A 20,062-nucleotide genomic window follows, 5' to 3' on the forward strand; every position below is an offset into this window, starting at 1 on the left:
AGGGGTAGATGTTAACGTCGGCTCGTGGAGCAGCGATCCGCGGAGCTTTTGGTCGACCGGAAGCTGAGATCGTACCGATGACTCGACGACCGCTCGAGCGGAGGTGGCTGCGATGACGACCGACCTGACCGAAATCACCGTTGTCGGAGACGACGACACCGGACTGGTCGCCCGCGTGACCAGCCTCCTGTTCGAGCGCGGGGCGAACATCGAGGATATGGATCAGGCGGTTCGGGACGGCGTCTTTCGGATGAACCTCGCCGTCGACACCGCGGAGATGGTCTGTACCGAGGAGACGCTCCGAAACGACCTTCGCGAGCTCGGCGAGGACCTCGGGCTCGACGTCCAGGTCCGGTTCCCCGCCGATCGCGAGACCCAGCGGATCGCCGTGCTGGGAACCAGCGAGAGCCACTGTCTCGAGGCGCTGTTCGAAGCCTGGGCGAACGACGAACTCGGTGCCGACATCGGAGTCGTCATCGGCAACCACGACGACCTCGAGCCACTCGCTCAACAGTACGACGTTCCCTTCCACGATATCGGCGACGAGAACGGCCAGCAAAACGAGGAACGGCTGCTCGAGGTGCTGGCGGAGTACGACGCCGACCTGATCGTCCTCGCACGGTATATGCGCATCCTCGGCCCGAACGTCGTCTTCCGCTACGAGGATCGGATCATCAACGTTCACCCCTCGCTGCTGCCGGCGTTCCCCGGCGCAGAGGCCTACCGCCAGGCCCTCGAGGAGGGCGTCCGCGTCGCGGGCGTCACCGCCCACTACGTCACGACCGATCTCGATCAGGGGCCGATCATCACCCAGCGCGCGTTCGACGTCCCGGACGATGCCGACCTCGCGGAGATCAAGCGACGAGGCCAGCCCCTCGAGGCCGACGCCTTGCTCGAGGCGGTGCGGCTCCACCTGAACGGCGACGTCTCGGTCCACCGCGGTCGGACGAGCGTTCGCGGGGGCGAGACAACGTATCAGCTGGGGCTATCCGACGAGATGGATGAACTCACGCCGGATCGACCCGTCGATGGAATCGCCGACGCCGTCGACGGCGCGACGACACCGGACGGGAAAAGCGAGGACGAGGCGGAGCGAGAGACCGAACCGGAGCCGCCGGCGAACTATAGTAGCCACTGAGAGTCAGTGCGCACCCGATCGCACGGCGGCTGTGCGATCGGTGTGCAAACCGTTTCAGTTGTTACTATAACGGGACGTCGAACCGTCCCAGGACTCGCGACAGTCGACGCTACAGAACTCGTAGTGGACGGCCTCGCCGTTCTCGACGATGCTCACGACCCGACGCTCGCCGTTTTGTGTCACCGGATCCTCGCAGGCCTGACACGCCGGTGTGTCCTCGTCGCTCGAACCAGTCATCGATCCTCAAAATAGGATGCAGCTACTTGAACGATCCTGTTGCGGCGGTATCGGCCGGCCGATACGAGGACTCAGACGTCTTCGGGGTCGACCGCTACGCCCTCGAACAGCGGATGGAGATCGCCGTCGAGCTGGGCCTTCAGGTCCCGGAGTTCACCCTGCGTGAGCGTGGCCGCGATCGCGTCGGTGACCCGTCGGCGAACTGCTCGACATTGTCGCCCTCGACCCCGGCCCCTGGAGATGATCGCCGACGCGCTCGGCGAACGACTCGCGTAGCCGGCGCCATCAAGATCGGCGTTCTCGAGCGAGCGAAGTCAGCTGACGTCCGTGTCACTGAATCGTTTATCACGATCCGGGTGATACTCTCACGCACAATGGCACAGCGAGAGGTTCAACAGGAGCTGTCGGTCGACCAGTACACGCTCGGGCTCGTCGGCCCCGACCAGGAGTGGGCGGGAACGGTGGCCGACGGCGGGACGATCGAGACCTACACCCCGCCGGGCTGCTGGGGTCCGATGATCACCCCCGAGTTCCGGGGCGGCCACGAGGTAACGAGGCCGATCCGTGTCGAGAACGCCGAGGTCGGCGACGCCGTGGCGCTGACGATCCGCGACGTCGAGGTAACGAGTCTGGCGACGAGCACGGGCTCGATGCGCGAGCGAACGGAGGCGTTCGGCGACGACCCGTTCGTCGACCACCGCTGTCCCGACTGCGGCACCGAGTGGCCCGAGTCGATCGTCGAGGGCACCGGCGAGGAGGCGATCCGCTGTGCGGAGTGTGGCGCCAACGCCTCCTCGTTTGGCTTCGAGTACGGCTACACCGTCGTCTTCGACGAGGATCACACGGTAGGGATCACGGTCGACGAGGACGCCGCACACGACCTCGCCGAGGACGCCACGGAGCTAATGGACATCCCAGAAAACTCCCGCCAGCACCCGATCCTGCTGTACGCGCCTTCGGAAATGCCCGGCACGCTCGGTCGGCTGCGGCCCTTCATCGGCAACGTCGGCACCACGCCGTCCGTGGAGCTGCCCGACTCCCACAACGCGGGCGACTTCGGTCAGTTCCTCCTCGAGACCGACCACGACTGGGGACTCGAGAGCGAGGCCGAACTGGAGGCCCGCACCGACGGCCACATGGACATCCCCGAGGTCCGTGCGGGCGCGACGCTGATCTGTCCCGTCAAGGTCGACGGCGCGGGCGTCTACGTCGGCGACCTCCACGCCAACCAGGGCGACGGCGAGCTCTCCCTGCACACGACCGACGTCAGCGGCAGGGTGCGGATGGACGTCGAGGTGATCAAGGGCCTCGAGATCGACGGACCGCTACTCCTGCCCAACGAGGAGGACCTGCCGTTTATCAGCAAGCCGTACAGCGACGACGAACTCGAGACCGGGCGCGAACTGGCCGACGAGCACGACGTCGACCTGCTCGACGAGATGGGGCCGATCCAGATCGTCGGAACGGGCGCGACGATCAACGACGCGACGGAGAACGCCTTCGATCGGGCCGGCAGCCTGCTCGAGATGAGCGAGGGCGAGGTGCGCTCGCGGTGTACGTTCACCGGCGGCGTCCAGATCGGCCGGCTACCGGGCGTGGTCCAGCTCGACATGCTCGCGCCGATGGATGTCCTCGAGGACCGCGGAATAGCACACCTCGTTCGGGAGCAGTACGCCGAAGGCGGACGAGAGGCCTGACTCCGGTCGACACGGCGCTCTGCTCCGGACGGGGAGAAACGATTCCGTTGCGTCCGGCGCGTCTCAGTCGGCTTCGTTCGGCTCGATGGTCGCCCGCTCGTCGGTCGCACGGTCGTCGCTCGAGGCCGTGCCGAGCCGTGCGCTTCGGTCCTCCGAAACCAGCGGTGCAACGGCCAGCAACAGCATCGCGAGCATAAACACCGCCAGCATCGAGAGAACGACCGTCGTAACGCTGAACGGGACGATGCCTGCGAGGATACCGGACGTAACACCCGCGAGGATTCCACCGGGAGTGACGGGACTCATCGCTTTCGGCCGTTCCTTTCGTATCGGCTCACATGAGTGTTACTTTTTCGTGGTCGACTTCGTGGAACCGCCGTCCCGCTCCGTCGGGTGGGTCAACGGGACGACCGAACGGCATTTACAGCAGCAGCCGGACCTGTTCGTATGGAGATACCCGAGGGGCTGGGGTCACACGTCCTCGATACGCTCGCGCCGAACATCGCAGTGCTGGACGATGAGGGCGCGATTCTGGGGACGAACGAGGCCTGGAAGTCCTTCGCCGAGGAGAACGAGCTCCAGCCGCCGGCAGACGGCGTCGGCGTCAACTACATCGAGGTCTTCGAGGACAGCGACAGCCCGCACGCCGAGCGGGTGGCCGAGGGGGTTCGGGCCGTTCTCGAAGACGAACGGGAGACGTTTACCCTCGAATACCCCTGTCACTCGCCGGACTCGCATCGGTGGTTCCAGCTGACCGTCGAACGGACGCGCTACGAGGACGAGCTGTACGCGGTCGTCTCCCGCCGGAACATCACCGACCGTAAGCTGAGCGAACGGCGGGTCGAGGAGTCCAACGAACGCCTCCAGCAGTTCGCTTACGCTGTCAGCCACGACCTCCAGGAGCCCCTACGAATGATCACGAGCTACCTCGGCCTGATCGAGCGTCGCTACGAGGACGAGCTCGACGAGGACGGCCGGGAGTTCATCGAGTTCGCCGTCGACGGCGCCGAACGAATGCGGGACATGATCGAGGGGCTGCTCGAGTACTCCCGCGTCGAGACCCGCGGGGACCCGTTCGAGCCCGTCGACCTCGATACCGTTCTCGAGGAGGTCAGCACGGACCTCCAGATGGCCGTCGACGACGATGACGGCGAGCTGACGATCGGGTCGCTACCGATGGTCGAGGGCGATCGCAGCCAGCTCCGGCGGCTGTTTCAGAACCTGCTCGAGAACGCGATCACGTACTCGGGCGAGGATCCGCCACGGGTTCACGTGGAGGCCGAGGAGAGCGACGGCGAGTGGATCGTCGCGGTCAGCGACGACGGGATCGGGATCGCTCCCGGAGACCAGGATCGGATCTTCGACGTCTTCGATCGGCTCCACAGCCGCGAGGAGTACGAGGGAACGGGGATCGGCCTCGCGCTGTGTGAGCGGATCGCCGAGCGCCACGGCGGGAGCATCGAGGTCGACTCCGAGCCCGGCGAGGGGTCGACGTTCTTCGTAACGCTGCCTGCTCCCTGAGACGGTTTGATCGTCCTCGAAGTCCGTCACAGACAACGTTTCCGCGCGGAAGACGTTCGACCTCGTTTTTCACCCGAGTCCTCACACAATATCTATTATCGGACGAACCGTACGGCGCCGTATGCCCGACGGGGAGAGTGAACGAAGGATGGCCGTCTGCACCTCCTGCGAATCCGCTTACGCCGCCGAAGTATGGCCGGACGGAACGATCAAACCGATCGGAACGAAGGGGAGCTGTCGCTGTGGATCGACGGAGTTTCGAGTGGCCGAATACTCGTCGGACGTCGTCCCGGAGCCGGGAGAGTCGACCGACGCTGCCGACCCGTAGTCGGAGGGGACGACGCTCGTTCCGGACCGTCTCGAGCGCGCCCGTTCCGAACGGTCCGGCCGACTCCGGACTCGGTGCGTGAAACGAGACATCGCCGAGAGGGGACACCGCTCGTCGTCTCCAGAACCCACCCACTACACACCACTGCGTCCAGTGTCCCAGTGTAATCGGGTGTCGCGGTCGAGAAAGGCCACGTCCAAATGTTCAAACGGTAGTCTACAATCGAGTAGTGGCGGAACCGCAGGAAAACGGCCGTACGCGAAGCGAACGGAGACCGACTGAACACACTGGACACGCTGGGGGGAAGGGGTCGAGAACGTTCGCCTCCGGCGTCGAATTCACGACTCCAGCCTTGAACCCGCCTCGAGAGAGCGCCCGAACTACAGCCCCTGAACGGACCCGATCGCACTCGAGAGCGGCGGGGCGTCGAAGACGTCCAGTCCAGTGTAGGTGTTGGCGCCGGCACAGTACATGTTTCGGGCCGTCTCGAGCACGCGGTCGTCGAGCGGTTTCGGCTCGACGTCACAGAGGGACCGCCAGTCGGCGATATCCTCCTGTTTGGCCTGTGCCTTCGCGGCCTCGACGGCCTGGACCCACTCGGGCTGGGTTCGCTTGTGGTACTGTCGGAGGACCTCCTTCGAGAGCTGGGTCGCCCCGTAGCTGAAGCGGTTCTCGTCGAACGTGCCGACGACGTCCGCGACCCCGACGTCGCCCTTGTAGTAGAGACACTCGATCTTGCCGTCCTGGTGGACCAGTTCGGTCTCGGCGGCCTGCTCGGTGATGACCCGGTTGACCTCGAGCGCGAGGTCTTCGAGCTCGTCGAGATCGGCCTTCCCGGCGATCACGTCGGCCTCCGCGCGGTCGAGCTGGCGGTCGCTCTCCTCGTACTTCGTCGTGAACTCGACGACCGGTTCCGGGAGGTCGACGGGTTCGTCGGGCCACTCCTCGAGTTCGAGGCCGTGGTCGGCTGGCTCGGTGCGCCGGCGCAGGCTCGAGCCGATCGGAACCCGGTTCCGGAAGACGATCTCGAGGGGGATCAGGAAGTTCTCGCCTGCGGCCTCGTGGTAGCTGTCGTAGTCGTACTCCAGGCCCTCGTTGGGCAGCTTCGGCGTCTGGGTGAGGTCGATCGCCATCTGCCAGGGCGGGCGCGAGGCCTCCTCGAGCGAGCGGACCTCGCCGTTCTCGACGACGCCGCGGTAGTGGGTCGGCACGCCGGCCTCCTCGAGCAGCTCGAAGTTGAAGGCGCCCATCGTACAGAGGCTCGCGCCCTTGTCGGGGATCTGGTCGGGCATCTTCCCCCAGTCGAAGACGGAGTAGTCGTCGGTGAAGACGAACGAACCCTCACCGAGGCTGTCGTCGGTGGCCTTCTCCTCGATGTGGAACTCCTTGACGCTCGTCATCCGAGACACCTCTGGGCAGCCGGGCGGCCGCAGTTCATATGTCAGATGCGGAGGCCGGACGGTAAGAAGGTTTCAGTATCGGCGCGGACGGCTCCCACTGCGGCTCCAGAGTGACTGCCAGTTGATAACATATACCCGATCGGCGTCCCTCCGAATCGTATGGAACTCAACTACAGACGACGCGGCACTGGCGAGCCGCTGCTTCTCGTTCACGGACTGGGCGGCAGCTGGCGGACGTGGACGCCGATACTCGACGCGCTGGCCGCCGAACGGGACGTGATCGCGGTCGATCTCCCCGGACACGGCGAGACGCCGTCGCTGTCGGGCGAGGTCTCGATCGACACCCTCGCGACGGCCGTCACCTCGTTTCTGGAGGCCCGCGACCTCGAGGGAGTCGACGTCGTCGGAAACTCGATGGGCGGACGACTCGTCCTCGAACTCGCGCGCCGAGGGACGGTCGGTTCGACCGTCGCGCTCGCTCCGGGCGGGTTCTGGACCGGATGGGAGCGATACTTCTTCTACGCAACCCTCGCACCGTCGATCCGCCTCGTTCGCCTGCTGCAGCCGGTTATGGGCCGACTCACGGCCAGCGCGGTGGGTCGGACCCTGCTCCTGGCACAGCTCTCGGCACGTCCCTGGGCGCTGCCCGCGGACGTCACCCGCGAGGAGATGCGGACGTTCGCCGACTCGCCCGCCTTCGACGAACTGTTGTATCGGTTGGGTTTCGGAGCCGGGCAGTCCGGAACGGACTCCGCTCCAGGATCGATCGTGATCGGGTGGGGCCAGGAAGATCGGGTTACCCTCCCCCGTCAGGCGAAACGAGCGCTGAACCGGTTTCCGAACGCGCAGCTGTACTGGTTCGAAGAGTGCGGGCACTACCCTCACTGGGACGCTCCCGAAGAGACCGTGCGGTTGATCCTCGCCGGTACCGCCGGCGACGACTCCGACGGCTCGTGAGTCGTCTCGCAGTACCCGAACGGGACGAACCCGACCGCTCGCAGCCGCCGAGTGACCGTGGCTCGCGCGAACTGAACGACCGATCCACCACCCTTTTCTCGCTGTACTGGTATTGATACGCCGATGGAGCGACCGGTGACCGAGGCAGATCTCGAGTTCGATCACGTTCCCGACACCGACCAGTCCTTCGAGAACGCGCTCGCGAAGGCCCGCGACGGCGACCGACTGACCGTCGACGACGCGATCGAACTGCTCACGACGGGGACCGACAGCGAGGGGATCGACCGCCGACGCAAGGAGCGCGTGCTCGAGGCTGCCAACCGACGCCGAGCCGACGTCGTCGGCGAGGAGGTCACCTTCGTCGCGAACCTGAACAACAACGTCACCACCGCCTGCAACGTCGGCTGTCTGTTCTGTAACTTCAAGGACGCCGCCCACACCTTCGAGAGCGAGTACGAAGCCGAGACGGCCGGGTTCACGAAGACGCCCGCCGACTCCCGTGAGACCGTCTCCGACGCGGTCGACCGAGGGATATACGAGGTCACGTCGGTGTCGGGGCTCCACCCCGCGTTCGCCCTCGACGACGAGCACCTCGAGATCCTCCGCGAGCATCCGACTCCGAAGGAAGTCAACTTCAAACCGCCCGAGGTGTACGAAACCGATCCGGGAACCTACGCCGCACAACTGGAAGCGATGAGCGTCGACGGCGTCCACGTCCACTCGATGACCCCCGAGGAAGCCTACCACGCCCGCCGGGGGACCGACTGGTCCTACGAGGAGGTCTACCGCCGGCTGCAGGAGGCGGGGCTGGACACGGTCCCCGGCACGGCGGCAGAGATCCTCGTCGACGAGGTTCGGGACGTGATCTGTCCCGGCAAGATCGGCACCGACGGCTGGCTCGAGGCGATGGAGGCCGCCGCGGACGTCGGGCTCGGGCTCACCGCGACGATCATGTACGGCCACGTCGAGAACGAGGCCCACCGCGCGATGCACCTGAAACGAGTCCGAGAACTCCAGGAGCGCGTTGACGGCGCGATCACGGAGTTCGTCCCCCTCTCGTTCGTCCATCAGAACACGCCGCTGTTCGAACACGACATCGTCTCGAGCGGTCCGAGCGACGACGAGGACGAGCTGCTGATCGCCGTCTCGCGACTGTTCCTCGACAACGTCGAGCACATCCAGTCCTCGTGGGTCAAGTACGGCGACCAGCAGGGACTGAAGATGCTCTCCTGTGGCGCCGACGACTTCATGGGGACGATCCTCTCCGAGGAGATCACCAAGCGCGCCGGCGGCGAGTACGGCGAGTTCCGCTCCTTTTCGGACTACGTCGAGCTAATCGAGTCGATCGGCCGCGTTCCGGTCGAACGGTCGACGGACTACGAGAAACGCCGCGTGATCGATCCCGACGAGCCGCCGTTCGGCCCCGAACTCGGCCCGAAGGCCGACGGGACGCCGCTGCTCGAGCGCGACGAGCGGACGGTTCCGGCCGACGACTGACCCCGACGCAGCTTTTTGTCGGCGCTGCACGTACCGACGCCTATGAACCACCTCCTGGAGATCGACGACCGCAGCTGGCGACTGCCGAACCACGCCCATCTCGTCGTCTACGAGCGCGAGGGAAGCGAGCGCGGCCTGCTCACGATCTACGACTGCGGCGCGACCCAGGGACCGCCGAAGGCGCAGTTGCTGGGAACCCTCGAGTCGGTCGACGTCGATGCCGTTATCGAGCCGAATCCGACCGGACGCACCGTGAGTCTTCGTGAGGCGGCGACGCTCGAGCGAGCGGATGAGGACCGGTACCGGATCGCCTGACCCCGCTCACTTCGCGCCGCGGGCGAGTCCAGGTCCGTCGTCCTCGCGTTCGGTGAGTTCGACGGTCGGCTCCTCGCCCGCCGAACGGGCGACCGCGAGCGCGAGCGCGGCGATAGCCAGCAGGCCGATGGCGCCGCCACCGACGGAGACGATCGACAGCCCGCCGAGGAAGAGGCTGCCGACGAGGATCGCTGCACCCAGGACGAGCCCGGCGACTGGGACGCCGAATGCAATGGTATCACTGTGCATACGAACCCTACGGCTCGAGCCGGAATATACGTCGTTGCCGCTTCACTGGTACGTCCGGAAAACAGGCCTGTTGGCGTCTCGGGGGATCAGCTCCCGTTCTCGCGTCGGCCGCCGTATTCCGCGTAGAATCGATCGACGAGCCACTCCGTGGCGTTCGTCTTGTGCCCATCGGGAACGTAGACGAACGGAATCGGCGCGTCGAACGCCCGCTCGCCGTACAGCCCCCAGTCGCCCGCCGAACGGGTCGTCCCGCCGTAGGCGATTGGGATCTCCTTTAGCTCCGCGGGCTCGTACTCCGGGACGTACGAGCGCTCGATCCAGACCTCGTGGGCGGGCAGGTCGAACCGCTCGGCGAGCGCCGTCTCCAGCCGATCGTCGTTCGAGACGAGCCACTGGCCGAACGCGTCGAGATCGGCATCGATACGGTCGGCGTAGGCGATGCGGTGTTTCCAGCAGGTCTTCGGGAACCGTCGCCGCCGAAAGCGCTCGTGGAGCGCCGCGAGCGTCGTCTCGGGGTTGTCGCGGGCGGCGACACGAAGTCGCTCCATCACCGTGTTGTCGTCGACATACCCCTCGAGAATTCCCTCGAGCGTCACCGGTGGCTCCCCCGTAACAGTCGCGAGCTCCTCGACGAGCTCCCGCAGGAGAATGTTCGCGTACACCGACTTGTGGTGCTGGGTCACCCACATGTACAGCGCGATCCGTCCCTCGAGATAGTTGCCGAGCGTCGACAGCGCCTTCTCGGAGAGCGCCAGCCCCTCTTCGGGGTGGGCCGTGTAGGAGTCGACCATCCGATCGGTGTCGAAACTCAGCACGTCTGCACCCGTCATCTGGTTGTCCCGCGTGATGTAGTCCAGTCGATCGACGTCGATCGGCGAGTGGAGCAGCTGGGCGCCGAGTCCGTGCTGCCAGGGACCGCCGCGCTCGTAGACGAGGCTGTAGCCCAGCACGTACGCACAGACCTCGAACGGGTCGACCCCCATCGCCTCCAGGTCCTCCTGGAACTCCCGGAGGATGATTAGACAGCCGAGCAGCTCGTGGTCGTTCGCCGTCCGAAGCGGCGCTTCGTCGACGCCGGCGTCGCGAAACGCCGCGCGCAGTCCGCGGTCGGCGAGGCGCTCGCGAATCTCGCTCGTGTCCAGAAACGGCTCGCAGATGTGGGAAAACGGCGGATGACCGACGTCGTGGAGCAGACAGGCACACTCGAGGGTCCGCTGGATCTCGTCGAGCACGCGATCGGGCGTGTCGCGGACGAAGTAGGGCTCCTCGCGCAGATTCTCGAACACCGTGCGACCGAGGTGGTAGACCCCCAGACTGTGCTCGAAGCGCGTGTGGTTCGCGCCCGGATACACGAGGTTCGTCGCCGACAGCTGGCGGACGTACCGGAGCCGCTGGAAGGCCGACCGGTCGACGACGCGCTCGACCAGCGGCTCCGGCAGCTCGATGTAGCCGTGTACCGGGTCCTTGATCTGGGTGACCATCGGTTGTGAGAGAACGCGCCCGCCGCGGTCTTACGCTTTCGGTTCCCCTCGCCGCGCGGTCGACCTCGAGTGGCGGACGCCTTCCGAGGCACCGCGACCGGTTGCTCGACCGCATAATTGTATCGGTGAACGGACCTGTATTTGGGTCGGTTCACCCTCGTTTCTGGAAACCGATCCGATATCCCGGTACCCGTTGGTCGGTCGTCTCCTTTTAGAAATCATATGTTGGGATTATAAGTATAATTCCAGCAAGCCAAGTATTTATTGAAATTCCGGAGTGCGGTATGGACGCGCTGTCACGGCGCGTGACTTCCATGAGTAACGAACAGACTCCCGACGACGACAGACGCACAGTACTGAAAACGCTCGCCGCAACGGGTCTCGCTGGCGCCGGTATCGCCGGTGCGAGCGGCTCGGCGAGCGCGAATCCGGGCGGAGGCGGAAACCCCGGCCAGGGCAACGGAAACGTTCCGCGACTGACCTTCGACCTCGACGAGAGGGAGGGCGAATTCGTCGATAACGGTGACGACGACGCCGAAAACATCCCGAACGGGTTCAGGGCCGGAGAGGACGCGACGTTCGACGGCGAACTGATCCTCGAGGACCTCGAGATCGCCGAGGTCGATGGCGATGAACACCTCCTCGCGAGCGGACGACTGCGAGGAACGCTCTCGAGCAACCCGACCGAACAGGTAAACGAGACGTTCGACGGGCTCGACCTCGGGGGACTCCTCGACGGCGTCCTTGATCTCCTCAGTCCCGGGGAAGCCGGCGAGTGTCCGGTTCTCGATCTGGAGATCGAGCCGATCTTCCTCGACCTGCTCGGACTGGAGCTCGAGACCGAGACAATCGACCTCGACCTGACGGCCGTCGCCGGCGAGGGTAATCTCGTTGGCAACCTGCTGTGTGCCGTCGCGGGCCTGCTCGATCCATAGAACCGGCCTTCGACTCCGCGCAGTATTTTCTCCGACAGCTGCGAGTGTCACTCGACGACCGATTACGAGTCCGGTCCGGTAACACCCGCTCGGTGGCGACCGACGAGGCTCTCGCCCTCGAGAACCGCCCGGTAGCGACGACCGGCTGCGTCCTCGGCCTCGAGCGCGTTCCGAATCTCCGTCGAGATCCACTCGCGGCTGCTCCCGTGAGCACCAGTTCCCGCAGCGGCGACGCCGTCGAACTCGTCGGTCCGCAGGTCGTTCGGCAGGAACCGCTCGTACACCGGGAGCCGCTCGCGGAGCGGAACGCCCGCGGCGTCGGCGATCTCCTCGAGTTCCCGCAGCGCGGGCCAGGCGTAGTCGGGGTTGATGTGGTCGTCGGTGATCGGCGAGACGCCGCCCAGGTCGTCGACGCCGCAGTCGATCAGCTCGCGGGCCGGGGCGAGGTTGGGCGGCACCTGCACTGAGATCTCCTCGGGCAGGGCGATACGGACCATCGCCGTCACGCGGCGCATCGTCTCGAGGCTGGGACTCCCGTCGGACCACCGCTCGTTCTCGGCGACGGGCTGGACGATCACCTCCTGGACGTGGTTGTAGCGCTCGTGCAGCTCCCGAATCGCCAGCAGACTCTCGGCGCGATCGTGCCAGTCCTCGCCGATCCCGACGAGGATTCCCGTCGTAAAGGCGACGTCGAGCTTTCCCGCGTTCTCGATCGTCCGCAGGCGCTGCCCCGGTTCCTTTCGTCGGGGACCCGCGTGAGCGCCGACCTCGGCGGTCGTCTCGAGCATCACGCCCATGCTGGCGTTGCCGTCCGCCACCGTCTCCATCTGCTCGAGGGTCTGATCGCCGGGGTTCGAATGGGGAAGCAGTCCCACCTCGAGGGCGACCTCGCAGGCCGCCCGAAGGTAGTCGTGGATCGAGTCGTACCCCCACTCCTCGAGTTGCGCGTGGATCTCGGTGTACCGGTCGTCGGGGTCGTCGCCGAACGTAAACAGCGCCTCCGTGCAGCCGGCGTCGGCGCCGCGCTCGCAGATCTCCCGGACCTCCTCGAGCGAGAGGAGCGAGGCCTCGCCGGGCGGATCGAAGTACGTGCAGTAGGTGCAGGTGTACCGGCAGGCGGTCGTCAGCGGGATGAAGACGTTCCGGGCGAAGTGGAGCTCCGGCGGCGCGGCGACGTCATCGGGGGTGACTGCGAGCAGCCGCTCGACGGCCGCGTCGTCGATCTCGAGGGCGACGCCGTACTCGCTCGCGCCGGGAATCATCACCTCGGAGTGTCGTCGCCGGGACCATAAGGGCTTCTCGTTGGGTCGGGACCGTTCTCGGCCCGCGAGGGCGATTCGGTTCGGTCCGTCTTCGGGGCCTCAGCTCGAGGTGGCGTTTCCGGCCCGCGCGATCCCGACTCGCCCGTCGTCAGCCTCGAGTTCGAACCCCCGTTCCCGGAGGGAGGCGGGCGCGCGGTCGGTGCCGTGGACCAGCACCTCGACGAGGTCGGCCGGCTCGTCGATATCGGTCGAGAGCCGAAAGGAGTCGACGACCGCAAGGTCGGCGCCGATCTCCGCGGTGATCTCCCGGTGGTCGAGGAAGGAACCGCCGTGGTAGTCCACCCGAAACTCGGGGTGGCGAACGACGAGGGCGTTGGTCCCTGCCCCGCGGCCGGGCGCGATGGCAACGTCGCCCCCGGCGGCAAAGAGGCGCTCGAGGGCGTCGGGCGTCGCCAGCGCGAGGTCGGCCATCACGACGGCGACGGGGTCGTCCTCGGAACGCTCCGGCAGCCGAGCGTCGACCGCCGGCGTCAGCGGACGGTCGTCGACGACTACCGGCGCCGAAATCGGCTCCTCGAGCTCGAGCGGTGCCGTCGAGAGCACCGTCGGCTCGTAGCCGACGGCGTCGATCGCGGCCAGCACGTCGCGCAGCATTGCCCGCGCGAACGCCGCTCGCTCGTCGGCCGAGAGCACCGGCTCGAGGCGCGTTTTCGGTGCGTCGGCCGCGAACGGAACAAGGACCCGCATTCGGCTACCGTTGCCGGCACGCGGGCAAAAACGCGTCGGAGCTCAAAAGAGGGGTTCGAGTTCATCGGCCTCGTCGGCGACGAGGGTCTCGAGGTTCTGCTCGCGCTCGGCTTCGATGTCGTCGATCCGGTCCTGGGCCTCGATCGCGACCTCCTGGAGGCGCTTGATCCGGGGGACGTTCGTTACGCCCGACAGCAGGACGACGGCGTCGACCTCGGGTTCCTGGCGCGGGTAGTCCCCGCCGCGGACCTCCATCGAGCCGGTCTCGTCCTCGAGCCAGGTCCGGCCCCGTTCGATCCCCTTGCGATTGAGGTACGACGACGGGCCGGCCAGCACCAGCAGCGCGCGCTCGGTGCCGTCGACCTCGCATGGAAGGGTGAGCCGCCCGAGGGTCGCCTTTCGGACGAGGCTCGTGATTCGGTTGGTCGTCTCGGCGGTGTCGAGCCCGGCTCCCTCGTCACCGCCCGTAAACCGCGAGAGCAGCCCGCCCGACTCGAGTTCGACGTCCTCGCTGGCGAAGCCGATCGTCGAGACGCCCCCGCCTGCGAGGGTGTTGATGATCTCCGAGGAGTCGACGACGCTCTCGGCGACGTCCTCGCCCTCGCGGATCTCGCCGGCGCCGAAGAGGATGGCGAGCCGGCGAACGATCTCACCGTTGATCTGGTCGTAGCTCCCCTCGACGGACTCGCCGGTCTGGCGCCAGGAGTCGTTGTCGAAGACGAGCAGGTTGTCCGTCTCGCGGACGAACGTCTGGAACGATCGGGCCGCGTTGAGCGTGTAGATCCCGCCCTCGTCGGCGCCCGGCAACACGCCGAGCCCGTAGACGGGGATCGTGTAGATCCGTTTGAGGTGGTCGGCCAGCACCGGCGCGCCGCCCGAGCCGGTCCCGCCGCCCATCCCGGCGACGATCAGGAAGGCGTCGACCTCGTGGGTCGGGATCGAGTCGACGGCGTGTTGGATCTCGTCGACGTTGTTCTCGGCGATCTCGGCGCCGAGTTCGTTGTCGGCGCCCACGCCGTGCCCGTTGACCTCGGCCTGCCCGATGAGGACGCGGTTCTCCTCGGGAATCCGCTCGAGACCCATCAGATCCGCCTTCGCGGAGTTGACGGCGACGGCCGCCCGAACGATCCCGCTGCCGGTTCGATCGTCGTGCTCGAGGAAGCGATCGACGATCTTGCCGCCGGCCTGTCCGAATCCGATCATCGCCAGTTTCATGCGTATCAGAGGTCTCCGTTGTCTGACCGAGTGCTATCGCAGGCATAAGTTTTGTGTCAAAAGAGAATTTTAGCTTATACTACAACTGTGACCGCGGTCCGCCACCGAGGACCGTCAGTCGGCCGCCGGCGCCTCGACCTCGAGCCCGAGGAACTCCTTGAGCGTCGTCAGCTCCTCGAGATCGAACCCGAAGGCGGTGACGTCGTTGTCGGCGAGGGTGTTGTCCATCTCGAGCGAGCGGGCCTGGTCCGGGCCGAAGGGGATGAACGGAACCGGCTTCGCGGCCGTCAGCCCGAGTTTCGTCAGCTCCATCGGGATCGGCACGATGGTGACGGACTTGCCCTCGGCCGCGTAGGCCAGTTCGGTGACGTCGGCCAACGTTGCGACCTGGGGACCCGCGAACTCGTAGGTCTCGCCGACGTGGGTGTCGTCCTCGAGGATGTCGGCGAGCATCGGAACGAGGTCGCCGACCCAGATCGGCTGGAACCGCGTCTTCCCGCCTCCGGGCAGCCCCGTGATATGGGGCGTCGTCAGCTGCTTGGTGAAGTCGACGAACTCCCCGCCGTCGCCGAAGACGACGGAGGGACGAACGATCGTCCACTCGAGGTCCGAACCGGTGACGACGGACTCGGCCCGCCCCTTCGATCGGATATAGTCGGTCGCCCCGTCGGCATCGGCGCCGAGCGCACTCATCTGGACGAACCGGTCGACGCCGCGTTCCTCACAGGCCCGGACCAGGTTCTTCGTGCCGCCGAGGTGGACCTCCTGGTGGCTGGTTCCCTCGGGGGGTTCGTATAACGGCGACAGCGAGACGAGGTTGACGACGGCGTCGTGGCCCTCGACTTCCTCGACGATCGAGTCGTAGGCGCTGGCGTCGCCCATCGCGCGGTCGATCTCCGGCGGGAGATCGGCCTCGTCGGGGCTCCGGGAGAGTGCGGTCACGTCGTGACCCCGCTCGTGCAGTTCCATACAGAGATGCGTCCCGATGAAACCGGTGCCGCCGGCGACGAGAACGTTCATACCCTCATCAACTCCCTCGACGGGGAAATAGGGGACGGCGACATTGTAAGGGTCGGCCGAGCGATGGCGATGCCGTCTTGTATCCGCCCGAGCGACGTGGGAGTATGCTCGTGACGCTCGAGGGACTGGACGGGAGCGGGAAGACGACGGTCTGGGAGGCCCTGCGGGACGTCTACCCCGACGCGACGTTTACGACCGAGCCCACCTCGGGAGAGACGGGGTCGTGGTACGGCGAGGCCGTCTATCGCTCGATCGCCGACGACGACGCCGACCCGCTGGCCGAACTCTTCCTGTACACGGCGGACCACGCGGACCACCTCACGCGGGTGATCGAGCCCGCCCTCGAGCGCGGCGACCTCGTCATCTCCGATCGCTACTCCGACTCCCGCTACGCCTACCAGGGGGCGACCCTCGAGGCGGACGGCCGGATCACCCGTCCGCTCGAGTACGTCGTCGGCATCCACAGCGCGTTCTCGATCGAGCCCGATCTGACAATCTACCTCGATCTCGACCCCGAGACTGCCGCTGCTCGTGCGGGGACGACGAACAAGTTCGAACGCGTCGAGTATCTCTCGAACGTGCGGGACAACTACGAGCGGTTGATCGAGCGGGATCCGGCCCGGTTCGTGCGGGTCGACGCCACCCAGCCGCCGGAGGTCGTTCTCGAGCGCGTCGAGAACGTGCTGGCGAGCGCGCTCGCGGACACGGAGTAACCGGAATTACTTTCAGCCGGCTCCGCCAGACTGGTGGCATGCACCGCGTCATCGGCGAAACCGCCCTCGAGGACGCCCGCGTTTCCGTCGACGAGGCCCTCGAGATCTACCGCGATATGGTGCGAGCGCGCCGGTTCGACGAGCGCGCGCTCGCCCTGCAGCGCCGGGGCTGGATGAGCGGCTACCCGCCGTTCAGGGGCCAGGAGGGATCACAGGTCGGGGCCGCACACGCCCTGGCGGAGACTGACTGGCTCGTGCCGACCTATCGTTCGAACGCGATGCAGATCGCTCACGGGGTCCCGATGAGCGATATCCTTCTGTTCCGTCGGGGGTTCCCCGAGTACGCCTCCGATCACGACCTGAACGTCTTCCCGCAGGCGGTGCCGATCGCGACCCAGATCCCCCACGCCGCGGGGCTGGGAATGGCCGCGAACGACGGCGACTCCGAGGAGGCGATCTGCTGTTACCTCGGCGACGGCGCGACGAGCGAGGGCGACTTCCACGAGGGGCTGAACTTCGCGGGCGTCTTCGACGCGCCGGTCGTCTTCTTCTGCGAGAACAACGGCTGGGCGATCTCGACGCCCCGCGAGCGCCAGACCGCGAGCGACACCATTGCGTGCAAGGCCGAGGCCTACGGCTTCGACGGCGTTCGCGTCGACGGCAACGATCCGCTGGCGGTGCGGGAGCTGACCGAGGCCGCCCTCGAGCGCGCCCGCGAGGAGAACCCCGTGTTGCTCGAGAGCCTGACCTACCGTCAGGGCGCCCACACCACCAGCGACGATCCATCTCGCTACCGCGACGGGAGCGAGGAACTCCCGGAGTGGCGCACCGCCGATCCCCTCGAGCGCTACGAGACCTACCTCCGCGAGGAGGGAGCCCTCGACGACGCGTTCGTCGAGGAGGTCGAGGACGAAGCCGAAGCGGAGCTCGAGGACGCCGTCGAGACCGCCGAGTCCGTGCCCGCGCCCGAACCCGGGGAGGTGTTCGAACCGGTGTACGCGGAGTCGACGCCACGGCTCGACGAACAGCGGGCGTGGCTCGAGGGCTTCGCCGACCGCGAGGATCTCCGGGAACTCGAGCGCTGATGCGGCTCAGTCCCGGGGTGGGTCGTCGTTCTGATGGTCGCGGCCGTAGTCGGTCAGCGAGTCCCAGCCGAGGCGCTCGCCGAGGTCAGTGATCGCCTCCGATAGCGTCCCCTCGTCCCCGAACTGGATGTCGACCTCGTCGTCGGGTCGCGGCGTGATCCCGCCGTCCTCGTTCACGTCGCCGTGGTACAACAGGCCGGATTCGGCGCTGTGAAAGACGGGCGTTCCGGGGTTCGCCATTCCGATCAGCTGGAAGTCGTCGTCGGATTCGGAGTCGAGGTTCTCGGATGCGGGGCCGAGGTCGTCGTCCAGATCCGTCTCTCCGGGCCACTCGATTTCGGGCGGATCGTCGGGACGCTCCGGCTGGTCGTCTGCCATGCCGACCCGTACTCTCCTCCACCGCAAAACGTCGAGGCCTCAGAGCGCAGGCTCGAGCGAGAACGGACGGGGAGTCGCTCGAGCGAACGCATCACCGGTAGTCAGAGACCACTCCGATCTCGGCGCGCTTGCGACCCGGACAGGGACGGGCCTTCGTTTGGCACGCGGTACAAGAGACGTCAGTCCATCGCGATGTACGTCTTCGTGTCGGTCACGCCCTCGAGTCCCTGGATGTCGGTCGAGACGGCCTTGAGGATCTCGTACACCTCCTCGGTGGTGACCTCGACGATGATGTCGTAGTTGCCCGCGACGATGTGGGCCTCGGCGACCGACCCGAGCCCCCTGATCGACTCGAGCAGCCCCTCGGACTTTCCGGCGGCCGTCTTCACCATGATGAAGGCGTGAACCATTCTCGCTGGTGTGGTACATCGTGGCATGACTAAAGCCTTTTGTCGGCTTCCAACCGAATGGTATGGGTCACCAGGGCAAACTTATTGGCGGGGGCGGGCGTACCCTCCGTTCATGCGGTTCGTGATCATCGGCGCCGGACGAGTCGGCCTGCGCACAGCGCGTGTCTTACGCGAGGAGGGACACGAGGTGACCGTCATCGAGCGCGAGGAGTCGAAGGTACGGCGCGCCCGAAACCAGGAGTTCACCGTCGTGGAAGGCGACGGGTCCCAGGAGACGATCCTCGAGGAGGCCGGCCTCGACGAGGCCGACGCGCTGGGGGCGCTGACCGGCGACATGAACGTCAACTTCACCGCCTGTATGATCGCCAAACACCACGGCTGCCGGACGGTCATGCGCATCGACGAGGCCTACCGCGAGGGGATCTACCGGAAGTACGCCGAGGAGGTCGACGAGATCATCTACCCCGAACGGCTGGGTGCGATCGGCGCCAAAAACGCCCTGCTCGGGGGGACGATCCGCGCGATCGCCGACATCGCCCAGAACCTCCAGATCGTCGAACTCACCTTCACCGACGAGGCGCCGATCAACGGCTACTCGATCAGCGAACTCGAGTTGCCGGCCGACGCGACCGTCATCGCGTTCGGCAAGCGCGACCGTCCCCTGGAGATCCCCTCCGAGGACGAGTCGCTCGAGACCGGAGACCGGATCGTCGTGCTGGCGGACTACGAGGTGTTGAACGCGGTCAGACAGCTGATCGTCGGCGAGTCGGCGACTCGCGCGGCGGCGAACGCGGGCGCGGGAGGTGTCAACTGATGGTTACAGCGTACGTCATGATCAAGGCGAACACGGGCGAGGCGGATCGACTCAGAGAGAGCGTCGAATCGATCGACGGCGTCGAGGGGGCACACATCGTTGCCGGCGACGTCGACATCATCGCGAAGGCGGCCGTCGACACCCCCGCCGCAGTCAAGAAGATCGCGGCGACGGAGATCCAGGGGATCAACGGGGTCGAGGACACGCAGACCTACATCGCGATGGACTGAGCGACGATCCCGTCCGGCGACTCGCGTTTACATCGGCATTCCGCCACTCTCGCCGCCTCCCTCGGCTGCCTCCTGACCGCGACTCTGGGCGCTCTCAAGCAGCGTCGCGGCGGGCCCGCGGTAGACGTAGCCGGGGATCAGTCCCTGGGCGTAGGTACCCTCGACGTACTCGATCAGCGCCTTGGCATCCGCGACGCCCTCGCGGGCGTCCCAGGCGACGAACTCGAGCGTAACCCGTACGGTCTCGCCGTCGCGCTCGACAGTCGGCTCCTCGTGGGTGCTCGTCCGGGCGACGGTGAAGGTGTCCTCGAGGCGGCGCTCGAGGGTCTCGAACCAGCCGTCCTCGACGACGGGCGCGACGGTCTCGTCGCCGACCGCGGCGTCGAGCGTCGGCAAGTGGACGATCACCCGAAAGCGGCCGTCGCGCTTGCCG

General features: G+C 66.5%; 23 protein-coding genes. 11 read left to right on the top strand and 12 right to left on the bottom strand.

Annotation, left to right across the window (positions count from 1 at the left end):
- Positions 1–112: 112 nt before the first annotated feature.
- Entirely contained in the window at positions 113–1,138 is a 1,026-nt protein-coding gene (locus tag C491_RS04590; RefSeq protein ID WP_005554134.1) for a formyltetrahydrofolate deformylase, read from the top strand.
- Between the two features lie 54 nt (positions 1,139–1,192).
- Here the strand turns inward: C491_RS04590 and C491_RS04595 are convergent, their stop codons facing one another.
- Positions 1,193–1,375 carry a DUF7576 family protein gene (locus C491_RS04595; protein ID WP_005554135.1) on the bottom strand — a complete coding sequence of 61 codons (183 nt, stop codon included), beginning with the start codon at positions 1,373–1,375 and terminating at the stop codon, positions 1,193–1,195.
- A 374-nt stretch (positions 1,376–1,749) separates the two neighbouring features.
- Here C491_RS04595 and C491_RS04600 point away from each other — a divergent pair, with 374 nt between their 5' ends.
- Positions 1,750–3,072, top strand: a complete 1,323-nt coding sequence (locus C491_RS04600) for an acetamidase/formamidase family protein (protein ID WP_049891467.1) — start codon at positions 1,750–1,752, stop codon at positions 3,070–3,072.
- 63 nt (positions 3,073–3,135) lie between these two features.
- Here C491_RS04600 and C491_RS04605 read toward each other — a convergent pair whose 3' ends face one another.
- On the bottom strand, positions 3,136–3,378 hold the full coding sequence (locus C491_RS04605; protein ID WP_005554138.1) for a hypothetical protein: 243 nt from the start codon (positions 3,376–3,378) through the stop codon (positions 3,136–3,138).
- Between the two features lie 141 nt (positions 3,379–3,519).
- Here C491_RS04605 and C491_RS04610 point away from each other — a divergent pair, with 141 nt between their 5' ends.
- Complete coding sequence (locus C491_RS04610) at positions 3,520–4,593, top strand: sensor histidine kinase (protein WP_005554139.1); 1,074 nt, start codon at positions 3,520–3,522, stop codon at positions 4,591–4,593.
- 708 nt (positions 4,594–5,301) lie between these two features.
- On the opposite strand, the gene C491_RS04620 is transcribed toward C491_RS04610, so the two are convergent.
- Entirely contained in the window at positions 5,302–6,321 is a 1,020-nt protein-coding gene (locus C491_RS04620; RefSeq protein WP_005554141.1) for a phosphoribosylaminoimidazolesuccinocarboxamide synthase, read from the bottom strand.
- Positions 6,322–6,480: 159 nt separating this feature from the next.
- On the opposite strand from C491_RS04620, the gene C491_RS04625 reads away from it, so the two are divergent.
- The 3 genes from C491_RS04625 to C491_RS04635 all read left to right on the top strand — a co-directional run bounded on the left by C491_RS04625 (position 6,481) and on the right by C491_RS04635 (position 9,090).
- Positions 6,481–7,278, top strand: coding sequence for an alpha/beta fold hydrolase (locus C491_RS04625; RefSeq protein ID WP_005554142.1), 798 nt, complete (start codon positions 6,481–6,483; stop codon positions 7,276–7,278).
- Positions 7,279–7,401: 123 nt separating this feature from the next.
- On the top strand, positions 7,402–8,775 hold the full coding sequence (cofH, locus tag C491_RS04630) for a 7,8-didemethyl-8-hydroxy-5-deazariboflavin synthase subunit CofH (RefSeq protein WP_005554143.1): 1,374 nt from the start codon (positions 7,402–7,404) through the stop codon (positions 8,773–8,775).
- Positions 8,776–8,817: 42 nt separating this feature from the next.
- A complete protein-coding gene (locus C491_RS04635) occupies positions 8,818–9,090 on the top strand; it encodes a hypothetical protein (protein WP_005554145.1) in 273 nt (90 codons plus the stop codon).
- 6 nt (positions 9,091–9,096) lie between these two features.
- Here C491_RS04635 and C491_RS04640 read toward each other — a convergent pair whose 3' ends face one another.
- Both C491_RS04640 and C491_RS04645 read right to left on the bottom strand, forming a co-directional pair.
- A complete protein-coding gene (locus C491_RS04640) occupies positions 9,097–9,339 on the bottom strand; it encodes a hypothetical protein (RefSeq protein ID WP_005554147.1) in 243 nt (80 codons plus the stop codon).
- Positions 9,340–9,425: 86 nt separating this feature from the next.
- On the bottom strand, positions 9,426–10,820 hold the full coding sequence (locus tag C491_RS04645) for an HD domain-containing protein (protein WP_005554149.1): 1,395 nt from the start codon (positions 10,818–10,820) through the stop codon (positions 9,426–9,428).
- Positions 10,821–11,134: 314 nt separating this feature from the next.
- Here C491_RS04645 and C491_RS04650 point away from each other — a divergent pair, with 314 nt between their 5' ends.
- The gene (locus C491_RS04650; protein WP_005554151.1) at positions 11,135–11,755 is read left to right on the top strand and encodes a hypothetical protein; all 621 of its coding nucleotides are present in this window, start codon (positions 11,135–11,137) and stop codon (positions 11,753–11,755) included.
- Between the two features lie 62 nt (positions 11,756–11,817).
- Here the strand turns inward: C491_RS04650 and cofG are convergent, their stop codons facing one another.
- The 4 genes from cofG to C491_RS04670 all read right to left on the bottom strand — a co-directional run bounded on the left by cofG (position 11,818) and on the right by C491_RS04670 (position 15,999).
- Positions 11,818–13,017, bottom strand: coding sequence for a 7,8-didemethyl-8-hydroxy-5-deazariboflavin synthase subunit CofG (gene cofG / locus C491_RS04655; RefSeq protein ID WP_005554154.1), 1,200 nt, complete (start codon positions 13,015–13,017; stop codon positions 11,818–11,820).
- A 99-nt stretch (positions 13,018–13,116) separates the two neighbouring features.
- The gene (cofC, locus tag C491_RS04660; protein WP_005554155.1) at positions 13,117–13,764 is read right to left on the bottom strand and encodes a 2-phospho-L-lactate guanylyltransferase; all 648 of its coding nucleotides are present in this window, start codon (positions 13,762–13,764) and stop codon (positions 13,117–13,119) included.
- A gap of 42 nt (positions 13,765–13,806) precedes the next feature.
- The gene (locus tag C491_RS04665) at positions 13,807–14,979 is read right to left on the bottom strand and encodes a tubulin/FtsZ family protein (protein WP_005554157.1); all 1,173 of its coding nucleotides are present in this window, start codon (positions 14,977–14,979) and stop codon (positions 13,807–13,809) included.
- A gap of 114 nt (positions 14,980–15,093) precedes the next feature.
- Entirely contained in the window at positions 15,094–15,999 is a 906-nt protein-coding gene (locus C491_RS04670; RefSeq protein ID WP_005554159.1) for a complex I NDUFA9 subunit family protein, read from the bottom strand.
- A 104-nt stretch (positions 16,000–16,103) separates the two neighbouring features.
- Between C491_RS04670 and tmk the strand changes: the two genes are divergently transcribed.
- Both tmk and C491_RS04680 read left to right on the top strand, forming a co-directional pair.
- Positions 16,104–16,712, top strand: coding sequence for a dTMP kinase (tmk, locus tag C491_RS04675; protein ID WP_005554160.1), 609 nt, complete (start codon positions 16,104–16,106; stop codon positions 16,710–16,712).
- Between the two features lie 38 nt (positions 16,713–16,750).
- Complete coding sequence (locus C491_RS04680) at positions 16,751–17,797, top strand: thiamine pyrophosphate-dependent enzyme (protein WP_005554162.1); 1,047 nt, start codon at positions 16,751–16,753, stop codon at positions 17,795–17,797.
- Positions 17,798–17,803: 6 nt separating this feature from the next.
- Here C491_RS04680 and C491_RS04685 read toward each other — a convergent pair whose 3' ends face one another.
- On the bottom strand, positions 17,804–18,175 hold the full coding sequence (locus tag C491_RS04685; protein WP_005554164.1) for a hypothetical protein: 372 nt from the start codon (positions 18,173–18,175) through the stop codon (positions 17,804–17,806).
- Positions 18,176–18,354: 179 nt separating this feature from the next.
- A complete protein-coding gene (locus C491_RS04690) occupies positions 18,355–18,585 on the bottom strand; it encodes an Lrp/AsnC family transcriptional regulator (protein ID WP_005554165.1) in 231 nt (76 codons plus the stop codon).
- A 112-nt stretch (positions 18,586–18,697) separates the two neighbouring features.
- On the opposite strand from C491_RS04690, the gene C491_RS04695 reads away from it, so the two are divergent.
- Complete coding sequence (locus C491_RS04695) at positions 18,698–19,399, top strand: potassium channel family protein (protein WP_005554167.1); 702 nt, start codon at positions 18,698–18,700, stop codon at positions 19,397–19,399.
- Positions 19,399–19,629 (top strand): Lrp/AsnC family transcriptional regulator, encoded by a 231-nt coding sequence (locus tag C491_RS04700; RefSeq protein ID WP_005554169.1) that lies wholly within the window; start codon positions 19,399–19,401, stop codon positions 19,627–19,629. The genes C491_RS04695 and C491_RS04700 overlap by 1 nt, the downstream gene beginning before the upstream one ends.
- A 27-nt stretch (positions 19,630–19,656) precedes the next feature.
- On the opposite strand, the gene C491_RS04705 is transcribed toward C491_RS04700, so the two are convergent.
- A partial coding sequence (locus C491_RS04705; RefSeq protein WP_005554170.1) for a DUF5813 family protein occupies positions 19,657–20,062 on the bottom strand: 406 nt, incomplete at its 5' end.

This window comes from Natronococcus amylolyticus DSM 10524 (assembly GCF_000337675.1).
Classification (GTDB): Archaea; Halobacteriota; Halobacteria; order Halobacteriales; family Natrialbaceae; genus Natronococcus; species Natronococcus amylolyticus.

Excerpts from the sequence above, each read along its gene's own strand:
- C491_RS04610 (WP_005554139.1), top strand. The coding sequence starts at position 3,520 with ATGGAGATACCCGAGGGGCTGGGGTCACACGTCCTCGATACGCTCGCG.
- cofG (WP_005554154.1), bottom strand. The coding sequence starts at position 13,017 with ATGATTCCCGGCGCGAGCGAGTACGGCGTCGCCCTCGAGATCGACGAC.
- cofH (WP_005554143.1), top strand. The coding sequence starts at position 7,402 with ATGGAGCGACCGGTGACCGAGGCAGATCTCGAGTTCGATCACGTTCCC.
- C491_RS04595 (WP_005554135.1), bottom strand. The coding sequence starts at position 1,375 with ATGACTGGTTCGAGCGACGAGGACACACCGGCGTGTCAGGCCTGCGAG.
- C491_RS04590 (WP_005554134.1), top strand. The coding sequence starts at position 113 with ATGACGACCGACCTGACCGAAATCACCGTTGTCGGAGACGACGACACC.
- C491_RS04700 (WP_005554169.1), top strand. The coding sequence starts at position 19,399 with ATGGTTACAGCGTACGTCATGATCAAGGCGAACACGGGCGAGGCGGAT.
- C491_RS04650 (WP_005554151.1), top strand. The coding sequence starts at position 11,135 with ATGAGTAACGAACAGACTCCCGACGACGACAGACGCACAGTACTGAAA.
- cofC (WP_005554155.1), bottom strand. The coding sequence starts at position 13,764 with ATGCGGGTCCTTGTTCCGTTCGCGGCCGACGCACCGAAAACGCGCCTC.
- C491_RS04605 (WP_005554138.1), bottom strand. The coding sequence starts at position 3,378 with ATGAGTCCCGTCACTCCCGGTGGAATCCTCGCGGGTGTTACGTCCGGT.
- C491_RS04690 (WP_005554165.1), bottom strand. The coding sequence starts at position 18,585 with ATGGTTCACGCCTTCATCATGGTGAAGACGGCCGCCGGAAAGTCCGAG.
- C491_RS04620 (WP_005554141.1), bottom strand. The coding sequence starts at position 6,321 with ATGACGAGCGTCAAGGAGTTCCACATCGAGGAGAAGGCCACCGACGAC.
- C491_RS04665 (WP_005554157.1), bottom strand. The coding sequence starts at position 14,979 with ATGAAACTGGCGATGATCGGATTCGGACAGGCCGGCGGCAAGATCGTC.
- C491_RS04645 (WP_005554149.1), bottom strand. The coding sequence starts at position 10,820 with ATGGTCACCCAGATCAAGGACCCGGTACACGGCTACATCGAGCTGCCG.
- C491_RS04600 (WP_049891467.1), top strand. The coding sequence starts at position 1,750 with ATGGCACAGCGAGAGGTTCAACAGGAGCTGTCGGTCGACCAGTACACG.
- C491_RS04680 (WP_005554162.1), top strand. The coding sequence starts at position 16,751 with ATGCACCGCGTCATCGGCGAAACCGCCCTCGAGGACGCCCGCGTTTCC.
- C491_RS04640 (WP_005554147.1), bottom strand. The coding sequence starts at position 9,339 with ATGCACAGTGATACCATTGCATTCGGCGTCCCAGTCGCCGGGCTCGTC.
- C491_RS04670 (WP_005554159.1), bottom strand. The coding sequence starts at position 15,999 with ATGAACGTTCTCGTCGCCGGCGGCACCGGTTTCATCGGGACGCATCTC.
- C491_RS04695 (WP_005554167.1), top strand. The coding sequence starts at position 18,698 with ATGCGGTTCGTGATCATCGGCGCCGGACGAGTCGGCCTGCGCACAGCG.
- C491_RS04635 (WP_005554145.1), top strand. The coding sequence starts at position 8,818 with ATGAACCACCTCCTGGAGATCGACGACCGCAGCTGGCGACTGCCGAAC.
- C491_RS04685 (WP_005554164.1), bottom strand. The coding sequence starts at position 18,175 with ATGGCAGACGACCAGCCGGAGCGTCCCGACGATCCGCCCGAAATCGAG.
- tmk (WP_005554160.1), top strand. The coding sequence starts at position 16,104 with ATGCTCGTGACGCTCGAGGGACTGGACGGGAGCGGGAAGACGACGGTC.
- C491_RS04625 (WP_005554142.1), top strand. The coding sequence starts at position 6,481 with ATGGAACTCAACTACAGACGACGCGGCACTGGCGAGCCGCTGCTTCTC.